This window comes from Thalassobacter sp. (assembly GCF_982993085.1).
This window is the reverse complement of record NZ_CEZFMW010000071.1, coordinates 1-17,942: the sequence shown is the minus strand read 5'-3', so window position 1 is coordinate 17,942 and position 17,942 is coordinate 1. Positions and strand designations below refer to the sequence as shown.

15 protein-coding genes and 1 tRNA gene are annotated in these 17,942 nt (G+C 56.3%); 7 read left to right on the top strand and 9 right to left on the bottom strand.

Features of this window, described 5'->3' with window-relative positions:
- Positions 1-260: 260 nt before the first annotated feature.
- From AC4GMC_RS11750 to AC4GMC_RS11735, 4 genes are all read right to left on the bottom strand, one after another.
- Entirely contained in the window at positions 261-2,324 is a 2,064-nt protein-coding gene (locus AC4GMC_RS11750) for a tetratricopeptide repeat protein (protein ID WP_487876966.1), read from the bottom strand.
- 58 nt (positions 2,325-2,382) lie between these two features.
- Entirely contained in the window at positions 2,383-3,414 is a 1,032-nt protein-coding gene (locus AC4GMC_RS11745; RefSeq protein ID WP_487876967.1) for a vWA domain-containing protein, read from the bottom strand.
- A gap of 566 nt (positions 3,415-3,980) precedes the next feature.
- Complete coding sequence (locus tag AC4GMC_RS11740; protein WP_487876968.1) at positions 3,981-6,362, bottom strand: YbcC family protein; 2,382 nt, start codon at positions 6,360-6,362, stop codon at positions 3,981-3,983.
- Positions 6,363-6,365: 3 nt separating this feature from the next.
- The gene (locus tag AC4GMC_RS11735) at positions 6,366-7,922 is read right to left on the bottom strand and encodes a proton-conducting transporter transmembrane domain-containing protein (protein WP_487876969.1); all 1,557 of its coding nucleotides are present in this window, start codon (positions 7,920-7,922) and stop codon (positions 6,366-6,368) included.
- 97 nt (positions 7,923-8,019) lie between these two features.
- Between AC4GMC_RS11735 and AC4GMC_RS11730 the strand changes: the two genes are divergently transcribed.
- Positions 8,020-8,889: a LysR family transcriptional regulator gene (locus AC4GMC_RS11730; protein WP_487876970.1), complete on the top strand. Its 870-nt coding sequence runs from the start codon at positions 8,020-8,022 to the stop codon at positions 8,887-8,889.
- Here AC4GMC_RS11730 and AC4GMC_RS11725 read toward each other — a convergent pair.
- From AC4GMC_RS11725 to AC4GMC_RS11710, 4 genes are all read right to left on the bottom strand, one after another.
- Positions 8,864-9,508, bottom strand: coding sequence for an ATP-binding cassette domain-containing protein (locus AC4GMC_RS11725; protein ID WP_487876971.1), 645 nt, complete (start codon positions 9,506-9,508; stop codon positions 8,864-8,866). The genes AC4GMC_RS11730 and AC4GMC_RS11725 overlap by 26 nt on opposite strands.
- A 1-nt stretch (position 9,509) precedes the next feature.
- Entirely contained in the window at positions 9,510-11,177 is a 1,668-nt protein-coding gene (locus AC4GMC_RS11720; protein ID WP_487876972.1) for an ABC transporter permease, read from the bottom strand.
- 84 nt (positions 11,178-11,261) lie between these two features.
- Positions 11,262-12,461: an ABC transporter substrate-binding protein gene (locus AC4GMC_RS11715; RefSeq protein WP_487876973.1), complete on the bottom strand. Its 1,200-nt coding sequence runs from the start codon at positions 12,459-12,461 to the stop codon at positions 11,262-11,264.
- A 10-nt stretch (positions 12,462-12,471) separates the two neighbouring features.
- Positions 12,472-13,080 (bottom strand): CDP-alcohol phosphatidyltransferase family protein, encoded by a 609-nt coding sequence (locus AC4GMC_RS11710; RefSeq protein ID WP_487876974.1) that lies wholly within the window; start codon positions 13,078-13,080, stop codon positions 12,472-12,474.
- Positions 13,081-13,245: 165 nt separating this feature from the next.
- Between AC4GMC_RS11710 and AC4GMC_RS11705 the strand changes: the two genes are divergently transcribed.
- From AC4GMC_RS11705 to AC4GMC_RS11695, 3 genes are all read left to right on the top strand, one after another.
- Positions 13,246-13,335, top strand: a tRNA-Ser gene (locus tag AC4GMC_RS11705).
- Positions 13,336-13,730: 395 nt separating this feature from the next.
- Positions 13,731-14,051 carry a replication initiator protein A gene (locus tag AC4GMC_RS11700; protein ID WP_487879189.1) on the top strand — a complete coding sequence of 107 codons (321 nt, stop codon included), beginning with the start codon at positions 13,731-13,733 and terminating at the stop codon, positions 14,049-14,051.
- A gap of 743 nt (positions 14,052-14,794) precedes the next feature.
- Positions 14,795-15,085: a hypothetical protein gene (locus AC4GMC_RS11695; protein ID WP_487879190.1), complete on the top strand. Its 291-nt coding sequence runs from the start codon at positions 14,795-14,797 to the stop codon at positions 15,083-15,085.
- A gap of 52 nt (positions 15,086-15,137) precedes the next feature.
- On the opposite strand, the gene AC4GMC_RS11690 is transcribed toward AC4GMC_RS11695, so the two are convergent.
- Entirely contained in the window at positions 15,138-15,980 is an 843-nt protein-coding gene (locus AC4GMC_RS11690; protein WP_487879191.1) for a hypothetical protein, read from the bottom strand.
- Positions 15,981-16,376: 396 nt separating this feature from the next.
- Between AC4GMC_RS11690 and AC4GMC_RS11685 the strand changes: the two genes are divergently transcribed.
- The 3 genes from AC4GMC_RS11685 to AC4GMC_RS11675 all read left to right on the top strand — a co-directional run bounded on the left by AC4GMC_RS11685 (position 16,377) and on the right by AC4GMC_RS11675 (position 17,917).
- On the top strand, positions 16,377-16,541 hold the full coding sequence (locus tag AC4GMC_RS11685; RefSeq protein WP_487879192.1) for a hypothetical protein: 165 nt from the start codon (positions 16,377-16,379) through the stop codon (positions 16,539-16,541).
- Position 16,542: 1 nt separating this feature from the next.
- A complete protein-coding gene (locus AC4GMC_RS11680) occupies positions 16,543-16,962 on the top strand; it encodes a hypothetical protein (protein ID WP_487879193.1) in 420 nt (139 codons plus the stop codon).
- Between the two features lie 223 nt (positions 16,963-17,185).
- A complete protein-coding gene (locus AC4GMC_RS11675) occupies positions 17,186-17,917 on the top strand; it encodes a hypothetical protein (protein ID WP_487879194.1) in 732 nt (243 codons plus the stop codon).
- The last annotated feature ends 25 nt before the right edge of the window (positions 17,918-17,942 follow it).

Here is a 17,942-nt window from a genome sequence, read left to right as displayed (position 1 = left end):
AACGAGCGCAACGCAGGTCGATGTCATGGTCAGATAAATCCGAAGGCTTGAACAACAGCCACTATAGTTGGGACTTTGATGTCTTGGATGATAGCAATTCATTATCCACTTGATTGTAGCGGTTCGATGTGGACATCGAAGCTCCGGGGGCTGAACCGCAGAGGTTTGGGCCTTTGCTTTTGTTGAATTATTTAGACCTCACTGCGGCACCTACCGCCGGAGCCATATTCATAATCGCACAGTAATATAACGATCACGCACTACGGTGTTATGCGCGATCCAAGTGCATCCGCTCGTGGTTGCAGCGGTGTGTTCTTGACCCGCGTAACAAGGGGCGCAAGTGTGGTGCGGGCGCGATCAATTTGGCCCGCCGCGATCAAGGCTTCGACCAAGTTCAGCTCAATCTCTGGCGCCCCGCCGTCTGCTGCGATGGTCGCAGCCTCCAACCGCTCTAGCGCCAGATCGACGTTCCCCTTCCGCAGGGCGATCCAACCCAATGTGTCGAGGATTGCCGCATTGCCAGGCTGAAAGGCCAGCGCCTTTTGCGCCAATTCCGTCGCCTCAGACAAATCGTCGGCTCGGACCGCCAAGAACCAAGCCAACTGGTTCAGCGCGATATAGCTGTCTGGCTGGATCGACAAAAATGCGCGATACGCAGCCTCAGCGGCTGCATCCTCACCCAGTGTTTCGCCCAGCAAGCCAAGCTTTACCAAAACGTCTGGATCTTTGCGGATCTGGGCCGCGGCGCCGTAGGCCTCAAACGCGCCCCGCGCATCGCGTGCGGCGAAGAAATGATTGCCGCGCATGATCTGAACCACCACAAACTCGGGATCGATACGTGCCGCGCTGTTAAGCAAATCAATGGATGGCGCGCCAACACGCGCCGCCGCTTCTGCCGCGAAAAATGCGGCTAGAACGTCATCTGGATTAGCCTCAGCAATCTGACGCAATTGCGCGGCAGCCCCGCCTGTATGCGATAACCGTAGATATAAAGGGCCCGCCATGGCGCGCGCAGTTTCAGGGGTGATGTTGGCTAGATCAGCCACGCTTAGCCCATCGGTTGCAAAACCGGGCACTGCGTAGGCAGCCTCGGTAAGCGCCGCTAATGCTTGTACAGGGTCACTGTTGACGAGGTATCCATAGGCTGCAAGCAGAGCGTGTTCTGCGCCCTCCTCCGCCAAACCAACCGGAGCATCCCCCCCCAAAGTCAGCTGTGCCGCAACGACACCCAAGCGCCCGGCAGGCGTTTCTGCAACCTGTTCAAAGGCCGATAATGCCGCCTCAGCATCAGACCGCATTAACGCCAGGCGCCCAACGGCAAGATGCCGCAAATCACTCGGCTCCATCTCGGAGAGAGCGGCCTGAGCGGAAGCACCATTGCCGGCTCTGAGCGCTGCTTCGACCCGAAGCATTGACGCATCTGGAATTAGGGCCGCGTAACGATCTAATATCGCGCGCGAATTTTCAAAGTCTCGTGCCTCAATCAAAGACACGGCGAGACCTCGCGCGGCGTTTGGGTTTTCCGGTTGCGCCGTCAAACACCTTGAAAAGCTTTGTGCCGCATCAAGGGGCTGCGCCCGCAACATGTCCAACCGCCCCAAACCAATCAGCACATCACAAGCAACGGGATTGATCTCAACTGCGCGGCTCAGCGCACTTTGCGCACGATCAAGGAATCCCACCTCTGCCAACGTCGCACCAAAGTTGGCCCAATACGTGGCACCATCGGGCGCCAGTTGCGCAGCGCGCTCCATATGCGTCAAAGCCGCCGCAGGACCATCGCGACGATACACAACCGTCGCCAACACGTTGTGGGCGTAAGGGTGCGATCCATCCAAGGCAACAGCCCGGCGAGCGGCCATCAGCGCGCGCTCTAGCGTACCTTCTTCGCGGGCAATCAATGCGCGTGCGATCGACAACTCCACTTCTGGCAGACGCGCGTCACCTACGGCTGCAGGTTCTAACAACCCGCGCGCGGCTTCTATGTCAGACTGCACCGTCTTTAGGATGGCCAGTAAAACGCGCGCCATGCCGTCTGCCGGATTAAGTTGAAGTAACTCTTCTGCGCGGGCTTCAATGCCGCCCAGATCGGCGCGGCTGCGCAAACGCTCTGCTAAAATATCACTATTCAAACGGGCTTGAAACGCCGGCGCTTGTACCGCGCCATCAAGAGACGGGGTGTTTTTCCACATCAGAGGATCAACGATCCCGGCTGCTACAGGCTGCCAAACGGTAGACAGCAGAAAAGTCGAAATTGCGAAACGAAGAGCGGCACGACGCGGCATGAAAATTCCTAACTCTGCAAAATAATCAAAGCGTAACATCAAAAACCGCCCGCGTGATAGCCACGCGGACGGTTCAATAGCACGGTAGCCACTTAACTTAGCCGCGACGACGACGCGCAACGCCAAAGCCTGCCAGTGCAAGACCCAAAAGCAGACCAGACGCCGGTAGCGGAATTGGCGCGGTTGGGTTGCCACCACCGCCACCACCAGCACTGGTGCCGAACAGGGTCAACGACTGGCTTGCAGTGGTTTGATCCGAGAAGGTTGCAACAGCCGTCCACGTATTGGCGCCAAGCTTAAGGTTATAGGCTGGCACCTTAAAGTTCCCCAGCGCATCAACTGTACCGGCAAAGGTGTTGCCGTCGGGATCGGTGATCTCAACGCCATCAACCCCCACGAGGACGCCGCCAGCACCACCACTAAAGATGTTCACGATGTCCTGCGGGTTGTTTGAGAAGTTAACAAACGTCCCGCCGCCCGCTGTTGCCACCGCTTGAAGAACCGTGTTTGACGCCCCGGGGAACCCAACTGTATTCACTGTGTAGCCGTCTGCTAATGCCGCAGCCGCCGCCGCAACCGCGACTGATTGTGTACTGCCGCCATCAGAAATCAGTAGAATTTGTTTGCTGGTTCCTGCTCTGCCATTCGCATCAAGTTCATTATCGGAAGCAACGATGCCGTCGCGAATATCAGTACCACCACCTGCGACAACTGAGTTGATCGCATTGGTCACTCCCGCCGATGGGATAGGTGTCAGCGCCTGACGCACAAAGCCAGAACTCGTAAATTCAACCACCCCAACATTTGAACCGGCGGGCAAGCTATTCACTAGCGCGTTCGCTGCGTTTTGCTGAAGAATATCGCGACGAACGCTGCTGCCATCAGGCAAGGTAACACTCGATCCCATGGAGCCTGACCCATCGAGCGCAAGTACAAGATCAAGCCCGCCCCCAATCACACCAGACGCGTTGGCCTGCCCATCAGGCATCGCCATCGTCCCAACAGGAAACGACGACCCATTGGCCGGATTAAGCCAACCTACAGAACCTGCTGCATGAGCAGCCGCCCCCAATGTTGTCAGCGCAAGAGCGAGCACCCCTCCGCGCACTAAAGATATATTAAAATTCATAAGACCACCTTCCAATTACTAAGCTCGCGAAATCTAAACAAATCGATTCGCTGTAAATGTAGGTTAACAAATCACTAAGCGGTTTCCAAAATTTGAATCAATCAAGCCAGAACTTGAGAGTTGATCAAAACCCTCGGGGAGCCGAAAGTTCTTTTGCATCCAGCACAGATCAGGCAGGGTAATGAATTATTAAAAAATATATTCAATGACTTAAGTGGAAAAAGCAAGGCCAGCGATACGACCTCAGACAACAAGACATTCAATAAGATGGATTAGAGAACGGTGATTTTCACGGTTGGCAAAAGCACTATCCCCACCCTCAAAGCGCCGCGCGATTGCTGAATTTCTCACGCTGAGCCACGCGGTCAACATCATACGTTAGCCACCACATCAGATTTCTATCTTTAGATAATTTTTCCGCTCACAGCACAATAAGCGACGCCCAAAATGCCCAAATCATCCAGTTTTCACACCGATTAAAGTACGCAAATCGCACCTATAGACGCGTCCCAAACGGTGAAGAGGCCGCCCAAAGCCGCCTCTTCACGCCGATCTGTGGTGGCCGCTTATTCAGCCGCGATCAGAGCCGCCTCAACCCCAATGCTGCTCCACTTTCCATGGCCATCGTAGCGCGCCGTAATTTGACCCTCGTCGTCCATCGCCAAGAGATGTAGCCATTGATTATCGAACAAGTCCGCCACGCCGGGATGTTTCACCAGAACCGCATTCATGTCTTCAATCGGGGCCGCAATAACCACCGACAGCCGAAGCGGATCATGCCTGAGTTTATCACCATCATGCACTGATTGGAGCGGCAGCCCGGCGCGCAAGTTCCCGCCATTTCCCTCCACCACGCCAACACCGCCAGTGATATTGTGAACCAGCTTGTTGCCGCCGCCAAACGCCTCAGGCGCCACAGCCGAGCCGTAGTATTGCAACGAAATCCAACTTGCCACGACGACTGGGGCCGTCAGGATCAGCTCTAGCACGCCTTTTTCGGCATCCGCATGATGGTTGTATGTATGCAAGAACGCCTGCCCACCCAGATCCAGACCGCGCGTCAACTCCCGAGGGGCCGCGATGAACTTGGAACACCCGGCAAGTCCCCATTCGGGCCGTACCTGTGCCCAATCCAAGCCGCGCGCCACCAGATCAGCCTGCGTTTTGGCCCCCGGAAGGCTGCCTGCCCGCTCGGCCCGCGCTTCGGCCCCAGCGGCCCTGAGCCACAGTTTGAGACGCGCAATATCGTCACCATGCGCACCAACATCGATATCCGCGTCGAACATATCCACCCGGTCAGAGGTCGTATGATGCAGCGCACCAACAAAGAGCGTATCGGACGGCACATCGATCTGGGCGCGCACCTCTGGGTCATTCAGCAGCTGCGCCAGGATACGGACGTTCACCTCACCGGTGTTGCCACCGCAGGCACCGCAATGCATCGCGCTCTCAAAGGGTGTGTTCACTACTTCGGCCCCGTGGCCCGTGATCATGACGACCCGCGCGAAGGGTGCGCGCAAGGACATGGCACCAAGGACCGTTTTGGCCGCTGTCACCTTGTCCTCAAGGGACAAATCCGTCGTCAGGACCGGCACTGGGCCACCCGCCACCTTGGCCGGTGCGCCAAAGGTGTCTTTGATGAGTTTCGGCAAGTATAGCGGACCCGCCGCCTCCACAAACGCAAACGAGCCGACCGCCGCCTGCCGGAACCGGCCCCATGCCCGCTTAGCCCGAGCCGCAAGCCGTAAATCGGTATCTTGCTCAGCGGAATGGCCGCTTTTGGCCCTAAGCGCGGGCGACAACAGAACCGGTGCGAGCGCTTGCGTTACATCCGATGCCACCGGTTGGTGGGTAATTGTCAGCCCAAAGAAGCCCGCGAACCCAACTGTTTCTACATCATCGCTTTGGTTTTCAAGCGCGCGCCGGAACACCTCCGACCGGACGTCAATGCAGAACGCAGCTTGAACGGCCGCCCGCTCTGGCCCCGCAACCGGGGTGCGGCCCGCCATTTGCGCGACCAACTTGCGTTGCGCTGCCAGTTCCGCGGCTAGTTGCAAGGCGCAGTCGATCCGATGATCCGCTGTGGGCGTCAGTGGCTTGGCGTACTCGGCCAAAGTATCCAACCAGACCGCACCGATTTCGGCGCGGTACATCTCAAACAACGCAGCCTCCCACACGATCCGAATGCACAACAGGTCGGTCACGGCCTCATCCCGCGTGCCCGATTGCTCAGCCGCCCAAGCGTCACGCCGCGCGAGTTGCGCCCAGCCACCAAGGGTCGAAAGCAGGCGGTGGAAGTACAGTTCAGCCTCTTGCGGCATCACACCGAGTGTCTCAGCCGAATACGCTAGTGCAAGCGCACCTGACGGCGGCAGCTTGGAGACGTATTCAGAAAACCCCTTGAGGCCTTGAATTTCCGGCGTGATATCGCGCTTAGCAAAGCCGTGCCAAGCGGGGAAAGCGGCCATAGCTGGTGCGGGCCATAGGGCCTGTCCGGCATCAAAGTGGCTCGCGGCCCAGTGACCAATCCGCTCTTCGATCAGGCGCGGCCAATCGATGCCCGACACATCTGCGGCAAGGGCTGCGATGGTTGGCAAAGCAACAGGTGCCGGTGACGTGTTTGAGGATGCCGCCTCGTAAAGCTCAGCAGCCGTTGCAGGCAGCCCTTCGGGGTTTGTCGCGATAGCAGCATCCAAATCTGCCAACGTGATTTCACCTTTGTCGATCTTGGACACCAGATCAGTCCGCAGTTGCGTGACGCGGATGCCCGCAACCTTTTCCAACCGCGCCGCGGTCAGCATCAGTGGCTCACCGGTCTGGCCCAGAAACGGGTTGACCGCGACAGTTTCCGCCAGCGCCCACATGGGCGGAATGGCGCGCGATGCGATGTCCGCTTTTGCAAACAATTCCAGTGTTGGACCATCGAATTGTGTGTTTTGAACCAGCATGTCTTAGGCACCTTTCGCGTCAGATTTGGACCAGCTGCCGATCATGCGATCAAGCACAGCGTTGAGGTAGAAACCGTTAGAAATATGGACCCGCAAGCCCTGTGCGGCGGGGTGATGGACCCACAGCGGGAAACACGCCTGCGCCATTGCAAGCAACCCGAAGGAGATCACCGTGATCCCGATCAGGAACCAACCCAACGCCCCGGGGATCGGCGCGGGAGGAAGTGTTCCCGCGGTGATCCACACAGCCAAAGTTTGCAGTGAAAAGTAGCCGATCGTCGTGGCCAGCGAAGCGACTGCCATCCGCTGTGTCAGGGCCTTGGGCGCACTATCGGCCAAGCCTTGGGCCAGCATGTAGGCCACGCCGAATACAAGGACCGCACCCATCGCAAGGGCCTGGGGCGATTTGCCCGCCAACCCAAAGAGCGTCGCGATAGCCGCGAAAATCACCACCGCAATTCCAAAGGCCCGTAGCACCGCACGTCCATTGGGCACGGCCACCGGACCGGGCCGCGGGATGGCCGCAACCGCTCCAACCGCACCGCCCGAGGATAGAAAGGCGTGAGCCTTGTAAAGAGAGTGCGCGACGATGTGCAAAAGCGCGAGGGCAAAGAGGCCAAGCCCACATTGCAGGATCATAAAGCCCATCTGTGCAATCGTAGACCACGCCAGCGCCGTTTTAATCGCGGGTTGGGTCAACATCACGATCGAGCCGATCAGAGCAGACGCCCCGCCCAAGAAAACCAGTGCCGACAGCAGAACCGGGTTCAGCAGGATCAGGTCGGCAAAGCGGATCAACAAGAAGCCGCCCGCATTTACGACACCTGCGTGCAGCAGCGCGGACACCGGTGTTGGCGCCTCCATCACTTCGGTCAGCCAGCCGTGGAATGGGACCTGTGCCGAGGCCAGCATTGCCGAAACCGCCAAAAGGATCGCGGCAAAGGTCCACATCCATGTCGCCTCAGCCTCAGCCAAAAGCGTTGCGATATCGCCGGTGCCAGCCGCTGCGTACAGCATGATCGCCGCCAGAACCAAAGCCCCGTTTGAGCCGGTGTTCACCATGGCTTTCTTGCGGCCCGCCAATTGCGCGCCAGTCCGTGTCGCATAGGTCAAAAGCAACCGCTGTACCGCGATCCCTGCCCCAATCCAGCCCACCACCAACTGCACGACATTGCCTGCCGTCACGAGCAACAGTACCGACCCAAGGGCCACACCGAGCCAGCCCATGAAGGCAGCCTGTGCTGTCTCTCCGTCCATGTAGGTGCGGGCGTAGCGCGATACGACCCAGCCAATAAAGCTGACCAACAGGGCCATCGTCAGGGATACCGCATCCAACCGGATCGAAAAGCCCAATCCATTCAAACCAAGCAACGCCGATGTCTGCGGGCCCTGCCCTATGACAGTCGCAGCCCCAACGACACACACCGTGAGTGCGGCCAGCGCGGCGCTTTCAACCACGCGAAGACTTTGCCCCCCGCGTGCCGGTGGACGCGCGAACATCCAACCACCCGCTGCAAGCAAGATCAGTGGCGCGAGGCCGAATAGGATGACACTGGACATGGACGCTCTCCTCTTTTGTGCTTGAAGAGGATGTAGCGTCTGCCTTTTCATTTATTAAATACATTGTTTGCCGGATATCATTCTGTTTAACAGAACCATGGCTGAACTGAATTACCACCACTTGCGATACTTTTGGGCCGTCGCGCATGACGGCAACCTCACCCGCACTGCGGAGCGATTGAACCTGTCGCAATCCGCACTTTCGACACAGATCAAATCCCTAGAAGCGCGTTTAGGTCACAAGCTGTTTGAACGGCGCGGAAGGCAGCTGGTCTTGACCGAAGCGGGACGCATTTCGCTGGAACATGCCGACACGATTTTTGGAGCCGGGGAAGAGCTATTGAGCACACTCAAGGGCGCGGGTGCATCCCAGCAGGTGTTGCGCGTGGGTGCTTTGTCGACGTTGTCGCGCAACTTTCAGATGCAGTTTTTGCGGCCTTTGTTGGGGCGCCCAAACGTTGAGATTATCTTGCGATCCGGGGGCGCGGCAGAGCTATACCCCGCCCTAGAGGCGTTGAACCTTGATGTTGTGCTGACCACAACGCCCCCGTCACGCGACGCGGCAACCAAGTATTTGGCCCATAAGTTAGACAGCCAAAACGTCGTCCTTGTGGGCAGCCATGCCCGTGTAAAAACACATGCGGATATTCGTGATTTGCTTGCGCAGCATCCCGTGATCTTACCCACATTCGAAAGCTCCATCCGGCCTGGTTTTGACGCCCTCATGGAGCAGTGGAACATCCGGCCCCTGATCGCGGCGGAGGCCGATGATATGGCAATGATCCGATTGTTGGTGCGCCAAGACGTTGGCCTAGCGGTGATCCCGCCCATCGTGGTGGAACAGGAAATTCGCGATGGACGGTTGCAGGTCGCGGGTGATTTGACGCTACGCGAGGACTTCTATGCGGTTACGCTGGAACGACGGTTTCCCAACCCTCTGATCACCGAACTGCTTGGGCGGCTCTAAGGTGCAGAACCTCGCCCCCTGCGGCCTCAGCATCCTGTGCGTCATGTGTCACCATAATCACGGGCAACTGCTTGGCCCTCGCACGGGAAAACACAAGCTCCCGCATTTGATCGCGCAGAGTTGCATCAAGGCGTGAGAACGGCTCATCCAGCAGTAGCGCCTCAGGCTCCGACAGCAGCATCCGCATAAGCGCCACGCGGGCACGTTGTCCGCCCGACAGGGTGGCAGGGTCACGCTGCGCGTATCCCGCAAGACCAATATCCGCGAGCGCTTGGTCCACAACATCGCGGCGCTCGGACACCTTTGGGGCCAGCCCAAAGGCCAAATTCGCCCCTACAGATAAATGTGGAAACAACAGGTGGTCTTGAAAAAGAATGCCCAAACGTCGGGCTTCTGGCGCGAGGTCAGTGATATCGCGGCCCAACAGAACGGCGCTGCCAGTGGCCCGAAATCCGCCGGGCAACGTGCCGGTCAACCACGCAAGAAGCGTTGATTTCCCCACGCCGGAGGGCCCCATGATCGACAGGACAGCACCCGGGGCGACATGCGCCGACAACGCCAACATAGGCGCATCCGCACCCGGTGCTGTGATCGTCACATCTGTTAGTTTGAGCCCCATTTCAGTCCCCTCGCATGCCCCTGCGCCGCGCATAGATCATCGCGGGCAAGGCCAAGGCAAGCGCAAAGGGCAACAAAGCCGCCCCCGTTTGCGCCAAGCCCCAGACACCGATGGCACGCCGATCCCCGCCAGCGGCCAAAGCGACAGCTTCGGTCGCAAGGGTCGAGACACGGCCACCGCCGATCAAAAGTGTGGGCAGGTATTGCCCCACACTGACCGCGATCCCGACGGCAGCAGCGGTCAAAAGTGGCGCCAAAAGCATTGGCATGCGGACCCGCCACAAAACCCCGTTGGCCGAGGCCCCAAGGCTGGCTGCAACCGTGGCCTGACGGGTATCCCATGCGCGGAAAGGGTCCGCGAACGCGAGGAAAACATACGGCAGCACAAACACCAAATGCGCCGCGATCACCGGCCAAAGCCCCCTGTCCCAGCCTAACCAAAGCAACAATCCCTGTAGTCCGGGCAAAAAGGCCACCTGTGGCACGATTAACGGCAAGTAGAGGACCCAAAGGGCGGCTGGGTTCATAGGGCGACCCTCTCTGTGCTCTGCCTCTAGGCAGCCGATAACCAAAATGAGCGCGATCAGGACAGCCACCGCCGCGATGAACAGTGTCACACCCGCGACTTCCAGCGCCTCTGGCCCGTGGCGCATCCAGCTCGAAAGCTTGAGTGTCTGAGGCCATGCCTCTGGAAAACGCCAGCGCCCCGCAACCGACCACACTGCTAAGCCCCCAAGCCCAGCCAAAACCGCCGCACTACAGGTCACCGCAGCCAGTTGACCCACCGCGCGCAGTGGCCAATCGCGGCGCATACGACCACCGGCGGTGGCCCACGCCCGACCCCATCTCGCGACTGCCCATTCAGCCCCACGCCACGCAGCAAGCGCCGCGCCCACAAGAGCCAGTTGCAACAACGCCCCCGCCGCTGCCTGCATCCGCAGCATCAGATCCGGATCGCTCATCCAGCGTACGATTTGCACCGAAAGCGTCGGCGGCGTGTTTGGGCCAAGGATCACGGCGACATCAACAACGCTCATCCCGTACGCCAGCACGACATAGACCGGTAAACGAATTTGCGCATAGACAGCCGGGAACACCGCGATCAGCCAGCCTTTGACCCGGCCATATCCTAAAGCGCGCGTCACCCTCGCGTAATCCACGTGGCGCACTTGGCTCAGGGCCGCCAAGGTCATCAACAGCAGAAACGGCATCTCCTTGGCGATCATTCCTGCCATCAGGGTCGCGCCCCAAGGGTCTTGCACAATCAACAAGTCAGGCGGACGCGCCCATCCTGTGGCCCAAGGTGACAAAAGGCGCGACAGCCACCCGGACGGGGCAATCAAAAAGGCGATCCCAAAGGCCGCCGCCGCATGAGGGACAGACAACAGGGGCGACAACAAACGCTCAAGCACCTGGAAGCTGCGAGTACCGTGCCAGCCCGCCACGATCAGCATCACAAGGCTAAGGGCCACTAGCGTGCTGACGACCCCAACCGAAACCGACAACCAGACCGCGCGTCCAAGCCCGGGCCAATCGAACAATGCCTCCCACGCGACGAGTGACACCCCGACGTGTCCCGCCGCAGGCAAATGCCCGAATGCAGGCATCAGCGTGCCCCAAAGGCCTGCGGCCACAGGCACCAACAACGCCAGAACCGTTAAAAATGGCACCGCCCGAAGCCGGTGTCCGCTTGCGAAAAGGGGCCGCCCATTGGGCCGCCCCTTTGCATTATTTGATCTGCTAACCGCCACGTTTTAGTTGGCAACGCCGTAGCGATCGATCCATTCGGCCTCAATCTTGCTCATCCACGAAGGATGCGGTTCAGCCAGCACCTGACCCAATTCGGCCGGCGACAAGGTGGCAACACCCAGATCAAGCGCTTCGAACGCTTCCGCCTGCGCGGTTGTCAGCTTGTCCATGTCCAGCACTGTCCCGTAGCCAAGGATGTTGGGATCTTGGGCGCGCAACTGCGCCTCAGCGGACAGTAGCGTGTTGGCAACAACCATCGCCCCAGCCTTGGACCCGGAGTTGTAGGGGATCGCGACGAAGGACGCGTTGCCCAATGTGCCGCCGTCCAGCACATAGGTGCGCACACTCTCGGGCAACTGGTCATTCGCAATGGCAGCAGAGGCCTCGCCCGGTGAGAACGAGATCGCCAGGTCGGTTTCGCCATCGTTGATCAACTGTAGCTGACGCGGGCCAGTTTGTGGGTACGCACGCCCCTGACGCCACAGATGCGGGGTCAAATCCTCAAGAAAGGCCCACATCGGTGCGGTCACGACATCAAAATCGTCGCCCGCTGGGGCTTGTAGAACGGTGGCATCGTCGACCAACTCAATCAACATCTGCTTTAGGAACGTCGTTCCCAGGAAATCCGGCGGCTGCGGAAACGTAAACCGGCCGGGGTTGGCCGAAGCCCACTCCAACAGCGCTTCAGCGGATTTTGGGGGCTCTGGCAGCGTCTGGGTATCGTGAATGAACACGACCTGCGCCATGGCCCATGGGCTTTCATAGCCTTCCGTCGGAACGGTAAAATCGGTTTGGACTGTCTTGCCATCCACATCGACGAGCGACCAGTTTGGCAGATCCTCAGCGAAGGGGCCAAACAGTAAGCCCGCCTGCTTCATCGACGCAAAATTGGCCCCGTTGATCCAGATCATGTCAACCGCGCCATCTGTGTCTTGGTTCGCCGCTTGTTCGGCCAACACCCGGCTGACAGCATCGGCGGTATCGGTCAATTTAACGTGTTCCAGCGTCACGCCGTAGTCGGCCTGTACCTTGTCGCCAATCCACGCGATGAAGTCATTCGTTGTGGTGGAGCCGCCCCATGCGTTCCAATAAACGGTCTGGCCACGGGCTTCGTCGATGACGGCTTCCCAGTTCGCAGGGTCCGGATCGGCAAACGCGGGGCTTGCCAACGCTAGCGCGGCTGTGACGCCAAGAAGATGTTTCATGTAGATCCTTTCAGTCGGTGAACACCGCGCGCGCCAGCAGTACGCGTGATCCGGCGGTGATGAAGCAAAGCGCGCCGAACACCCAAGCGAGTGGCGCGAAATATGAGGGGAATAGGCACAGAGCGACGAAGAATGCGATGGTTTCAAAACCCTCAAGCAGCCCGCCGGTAAAGTAGAGCGACTTGGCGCCGCGTTTCGTGGTCTGCATCCCGCGCTTTTCCGCAAGGATCGCGTACCCCAAAAACGATGCTCCGTTGATATAGAAACTGGTCAGCAAAAATGCCCCCGCCGCACCATTGGCTGATGGGTTGGCCAGAACAAACGCCAAAGGTACCGCCCCGTAGAACAGAAAATCACTGGTGATATCGAGATAGCCGCCAAAGTCGGTTTTGCGCGTTGCACGGGCGACCGCGCCATCCAAGCCGTCGGCAACACGGCTCAGCAGAAGTGGGATCAGCGCCAAGCCCGGCGCACCCACCGCGATCACAGACGCAGACAAAAGCCCCAAGGCCAGTCCAACCAGTGTGACCATATCCGCACCAACCCCCGCTCGTGCCAACCCCTGCCCCAAACGATTGAGCGGCGGATCAATAAGCGGACGGATTTGGGCGTCAAACATGGGACGTCCTGAGGTTAGAGGCACGTTGGGCGTCCGGTGTGCAACGGTCGCGCCCACAAGGCAAGATGGACACACGCAAGTGTGACAAAATCTTGGTGTGGGAATGGGGCATTGCACCTCTGGCAGAATCGCACGCGCTGCCGTAACCCGTGCTCACCACGATGCGGAGACTTGGCAGAGTGGTCGAATGCACCGGTCTTGAAAACCGGCGACCGTTCACGCGGTCCGAGGGTTCGAATCCCTCAGTCTCCGCCACTCAACATATTTTTGTTATTTTTCAGATACTTATCTGCATGCTGATGCGACTTTGTACCCAGTTTGTACCCAAACTCATTGGATGGGATGCTTACTCACAGTAACCGCTTCACCAGAGTCGCCTCACCTTTGGCTCGCCCTTGCTTGCCCCACTTCACACTGATCGCTTCTAGCTTTTGCAATACTTTTAGATTCTTTTTGTGGGCATTGCTGTCGCCACCACACCATTCTTTGTACGTCGCCTGCCCTAACCAAGGCGAAACGTAGCCGATAACTCTGGATAGCCCTTATTTGTAAGGCTGAAAACGACTACGAAGAAAGAAGAAGAGAAACTTCAAACAGAATATCGCCTGCAGGAGATTGAAATCACACTGTCTGACTGGGTGTTTAACGCAATGGAAAACAACCACGTCCTAACCCTCAGCAAGAGTTACTTTCAGCTTCGCAAACCCCTCGAAAGACGCCTCTACGAGATAGCGAGGAAACATTGTGGCAAACAGCCAAAGTGGGAAATCGGTTTAGGGAAGCAAAAAGGGAAAGCTGGCTCTCTATCCACAGACAAAGAGTTCAAGCGGATACTGGTGAAGGTGATCTCAGACAACCAGACCCACAACAATATGCCTGACTACAGCTTTGAACTCACTGCCGCCACTCAAGTCAGACACATACGAAGAGGCGAGACACCACGCAGCAGGATGGAACATCCGTGTTCTTGAGGCGAAATGGCGGGACTGGGTAGTTGCAAAGAGCATCACAGTTCGCAATCCTGACAGCAACTTCATCAGCTTCTGCAAGAAGCGTGGGCCATACAAGAACGAGGAGCTATTCTAAGATGTCAAACTACGAAATCAGTATCATCGGCTTACTTGTGGTGAACCTTTTTACCCTACTCTCACTGACAGGCAGCAATAAACAGATACATAGCCTTCAAAGATGTGCGTGACGCTGAAACAAAGGCTGAAATAATGGCTCATCTTGAAAACATAAGTTGTCGGGATTGAGGTCAACATTTCTCCCGTAAGAAAAGATATGAGCTTACGGGAAAGCAGTAGAAGAGAACTAGCTACGTTTTCTCTTTGTACTGAACAATGGAGGTAAAGATGCGCATAGGAATAGTCACGTTATGGATACTTCTCGCTGCAACAAGTGCTTCTGCGGAATACTATAATCAGCGGAATATTGTTGATGAGTGTGCAAAAGACAGTTCATTCGGCAGCGAATGCTATACTTACCTTGCTGCGTATAGAGACTTCATAGCTTTTATGGCTAGGGCAACAGATGCCGAAAGAGCAAAGGTGTCATGTATCTTTGGCCTAGACACAAAACGAGTTGCTAAACGCTTAGCTCAAGCGGAACCTCTATCCCAAAGCTATCAAGTACCTAAGCTGATCATTGATGAGTTTTGTAACTGATAAGGCGACAGCAATAACAAGATATAAACCAATGAAGAGGTATTAGAATGTTTGACGCCCTCGTATCGGCAGCATTACTTTTGCTCATTGTCGGCATCCTTACCCTGCTTGTCCACCTAACACGGACGAGAGACATGGTCTTACAGAACCAGCGGGTTTTATCTGAAATCATAAATGAACAGAGAGAACTACGAACTCAAATACAACTGACTGTAAATGCGAGCAGAAAGATATCAGATCAGTTGTACAATATTGACGGACTGATTGGCCGTTCAAAAGACGAGATGATTCAGGTTCAGAAAAACCTGACACGGCCACTATGGGAAAAACCAGAGTGACGTTCTTAGATAACCGGGCTAACGTAATCGGGTAACGCCAAGTTAACACTCGTTAAAGTAACCGCTTCACCAACGTAGCCTCACCTGTAGCCTTACCCTGCTTGCCCCATGTCACTCGTACTGCTTTTAGCTTTGCTAATACATCAAGGCTCTCCCTGTGCTTGATGCTGTCACCGCCACACCATTCTATGTACACGGCCTGATGTAGTTTAATCTCACCACCAACGACGCACTTTGCCTTGATATGTCCCCACAGAAAGTAGGCGTGCTTCTCTTTACCCTCCAACAGCTTTCGCTCCACCACACCCACCGCCATTAACTCTTCTACAATAGGCAGCATGATAGTATCGCGCAGGGTTGCCCTCTGAGCGTCGCTTAGGGCGTCCTCACAGTGCATCTCTTCAAGTCTGCTAGCCTCCTGATCAACCAAAGCTAGGACGGCTTCTGGCGAGCCGCCTTCCGCTGCTATGGCCTTACAAGCGGTCTTTGCTGCACTCACGAGTTTGCTGTTATCTACAAAGGCATCGCCAAGCGCATCTCTTTGGTACTCGCGCTGGCCCATCGCACGTTTGGCATCCTTGAGAGCTTTCCCTCTGAGCTTTGGTTTTAGCTGGGCCTCTATATGAGCATAGACCTTCTCAAGCGTGTTTAGCTCGTTATCGAGGCCAATCTTTGGCAAGTCGGTGACAACCCAAGCGTCTCTCTTTCTGGGGTTGCGCTCTACAGCTTTAGTGAACTCCGTGTGGTTGTCCGCCCATACAGTGAACGGCATCCCTTCGTAGAGGTTGTACATCTTCTTGCTTTGTGGCGCAGCGTACAAACTCTGAACAGCGACCCACTCAAAGTATCGCAGGGCAATAAATGGATGCTCACTGTACAAGAGATTAGGTTTCATGAGTACACAGCCTAATAGATGTTTTCATCTTACTCTATGTATAACATATAATGTTAAAATACTATGTCATTATACAATCATTTGTTAAACAGACACGTCATAACTCAAAGAGCAAGCACCGCCTTTGAGGGCGGTGTCCCTTCAATATGTATAAACACTAAGAAGGGGACAGGCCCCCTGAAAGGGCCTGCCTGCTACCAGAGTTTAACTCTGGGCGTTTGTACATTATCGTCAAAACCTAAATAAACGTGTTAAAACATACCATTAAGGATACAAAAAGCTTGTAAAATGTCCGTATCTGTGGTATAACTTCCATATCGCACAGCTACTTCTACGCACACTCCGTAGTCCCCTGTCGGCACCCCCACCTACATTCCCACATTACGGAGCAGCATCATGCTGGACACCCTTCATACGTTTGAGGCGTTTATCTCATTACGCCATTCAAACCCTTCCCTGTATCACTCCCTGCACATCCAACGGCGCATGGTCCTCAAGTGCCGAAAACTTGGCCCTGAGCAGTTCTTTCACAGCTACACAGCTTTGCAGGAGGCCACTTGAGATGGACATCATTGAACTCACTCAGTTTGCTAAGGCCAAGCTGAACGCCAATGAGCAGGACTTCACCAACAAGACACAGGTTGTCGTGGCGCTGCTGCGTTCTCTAGACGTATTGTCCCACACAAGAACGGCCTTAACCGAGCATCGCCACATGGAGTTCGCTGGGGCGCTGGCACTTGCAGCCGACACATTGGGAAAGTTCGATCTGTACACTCGCAAGCATAGCACCCTGCACAGCCGAGGCGGTACAACACGTATCGTAGCTTGGCTGGATGACTGTGTGTCCAAGGGCTTGCTCCAGCAAGAGCAGGGCCTGAACTATGCAAAAGGCACCATGATAGTAGGCCCCATGCTGCACCATTACAGCAAATACGCCACCGTTACCCATGATGTACCTATAGAACGGGCAAACATCCGATAATACTACATGTAGTAATTACAATTATCTTATTTCTACATTTAGTGGTTACCGGTTTACGTTAGGTCCTATTGAACTGACGTTCACCGCACATCCTGCCCAAGCAGGCCTGAATGAGAGACACAGGTTAACACTCTCAAAATCCCCCCGACGCGACCCAACCCCAAAAAGGTACCACAGCCATGCTGTGCAGTGCCCCAATCATATACATCAAGAAAGCAAAACCATGTCCCAACAAGACAAAGTAACGGGCCTCATGCGCCCTCCTCTCGAAGCCAAACGCCGCAGCAGCGCCCTAGAAGCCATTCGTACAAGCCTAACCCCGAAGGCCCCACAGACACTCGAACAGCAGCTAGACGCCCTCTCAGAGGCAGAACTTGGGCAGCTTCAAAGCACAGCACGGCTCGTACAAATGTCTGCGAACTTCGGCCTGACACTGAATGATCAAACAGAGAGTTATGCCGCTCTCGTCCAATCCATGTATCCCGCCATGCCTGCTCATCGCAAAGCGCTCCTGATTGAATTGCTTAACAATGTGGCACCGCTTCCAGAGGCACGGGTAAAGCCGTCACCCACAAGCAATGCCAGCCGCTTTGATGCGCTGGCTTACTACGATGATCTTCTAAAAGAGTTACAGCCCTTGAGTGGCACGTCAGTGGCTGCATCAAGTGCTCCTAGCATCACCGATACACTGCAACAGGGTGATGACTTCCTTGCACGGCTCACACAAAGCGAGAGCAGCGGTAACAGCCAAGCAGAGATCACCATCAAGGATGGCAGACGGTTTGTGGGTTCTTTGCAATTCGGTGAGGCCAGACTGTCAGACTATCAGGCTGCTACTGGGCAGGCTTTCACACAGGACGAGTTCCAAGCAAATGAAGCGCTGCAAGACGAGGTAGCCCAGTGGCACTTCGAGGACATCGACAAGAGTGCGTATTTCGCGGAAGCTGGGCAGTGATTTCGCGCGATCTCGGGCACGCGTT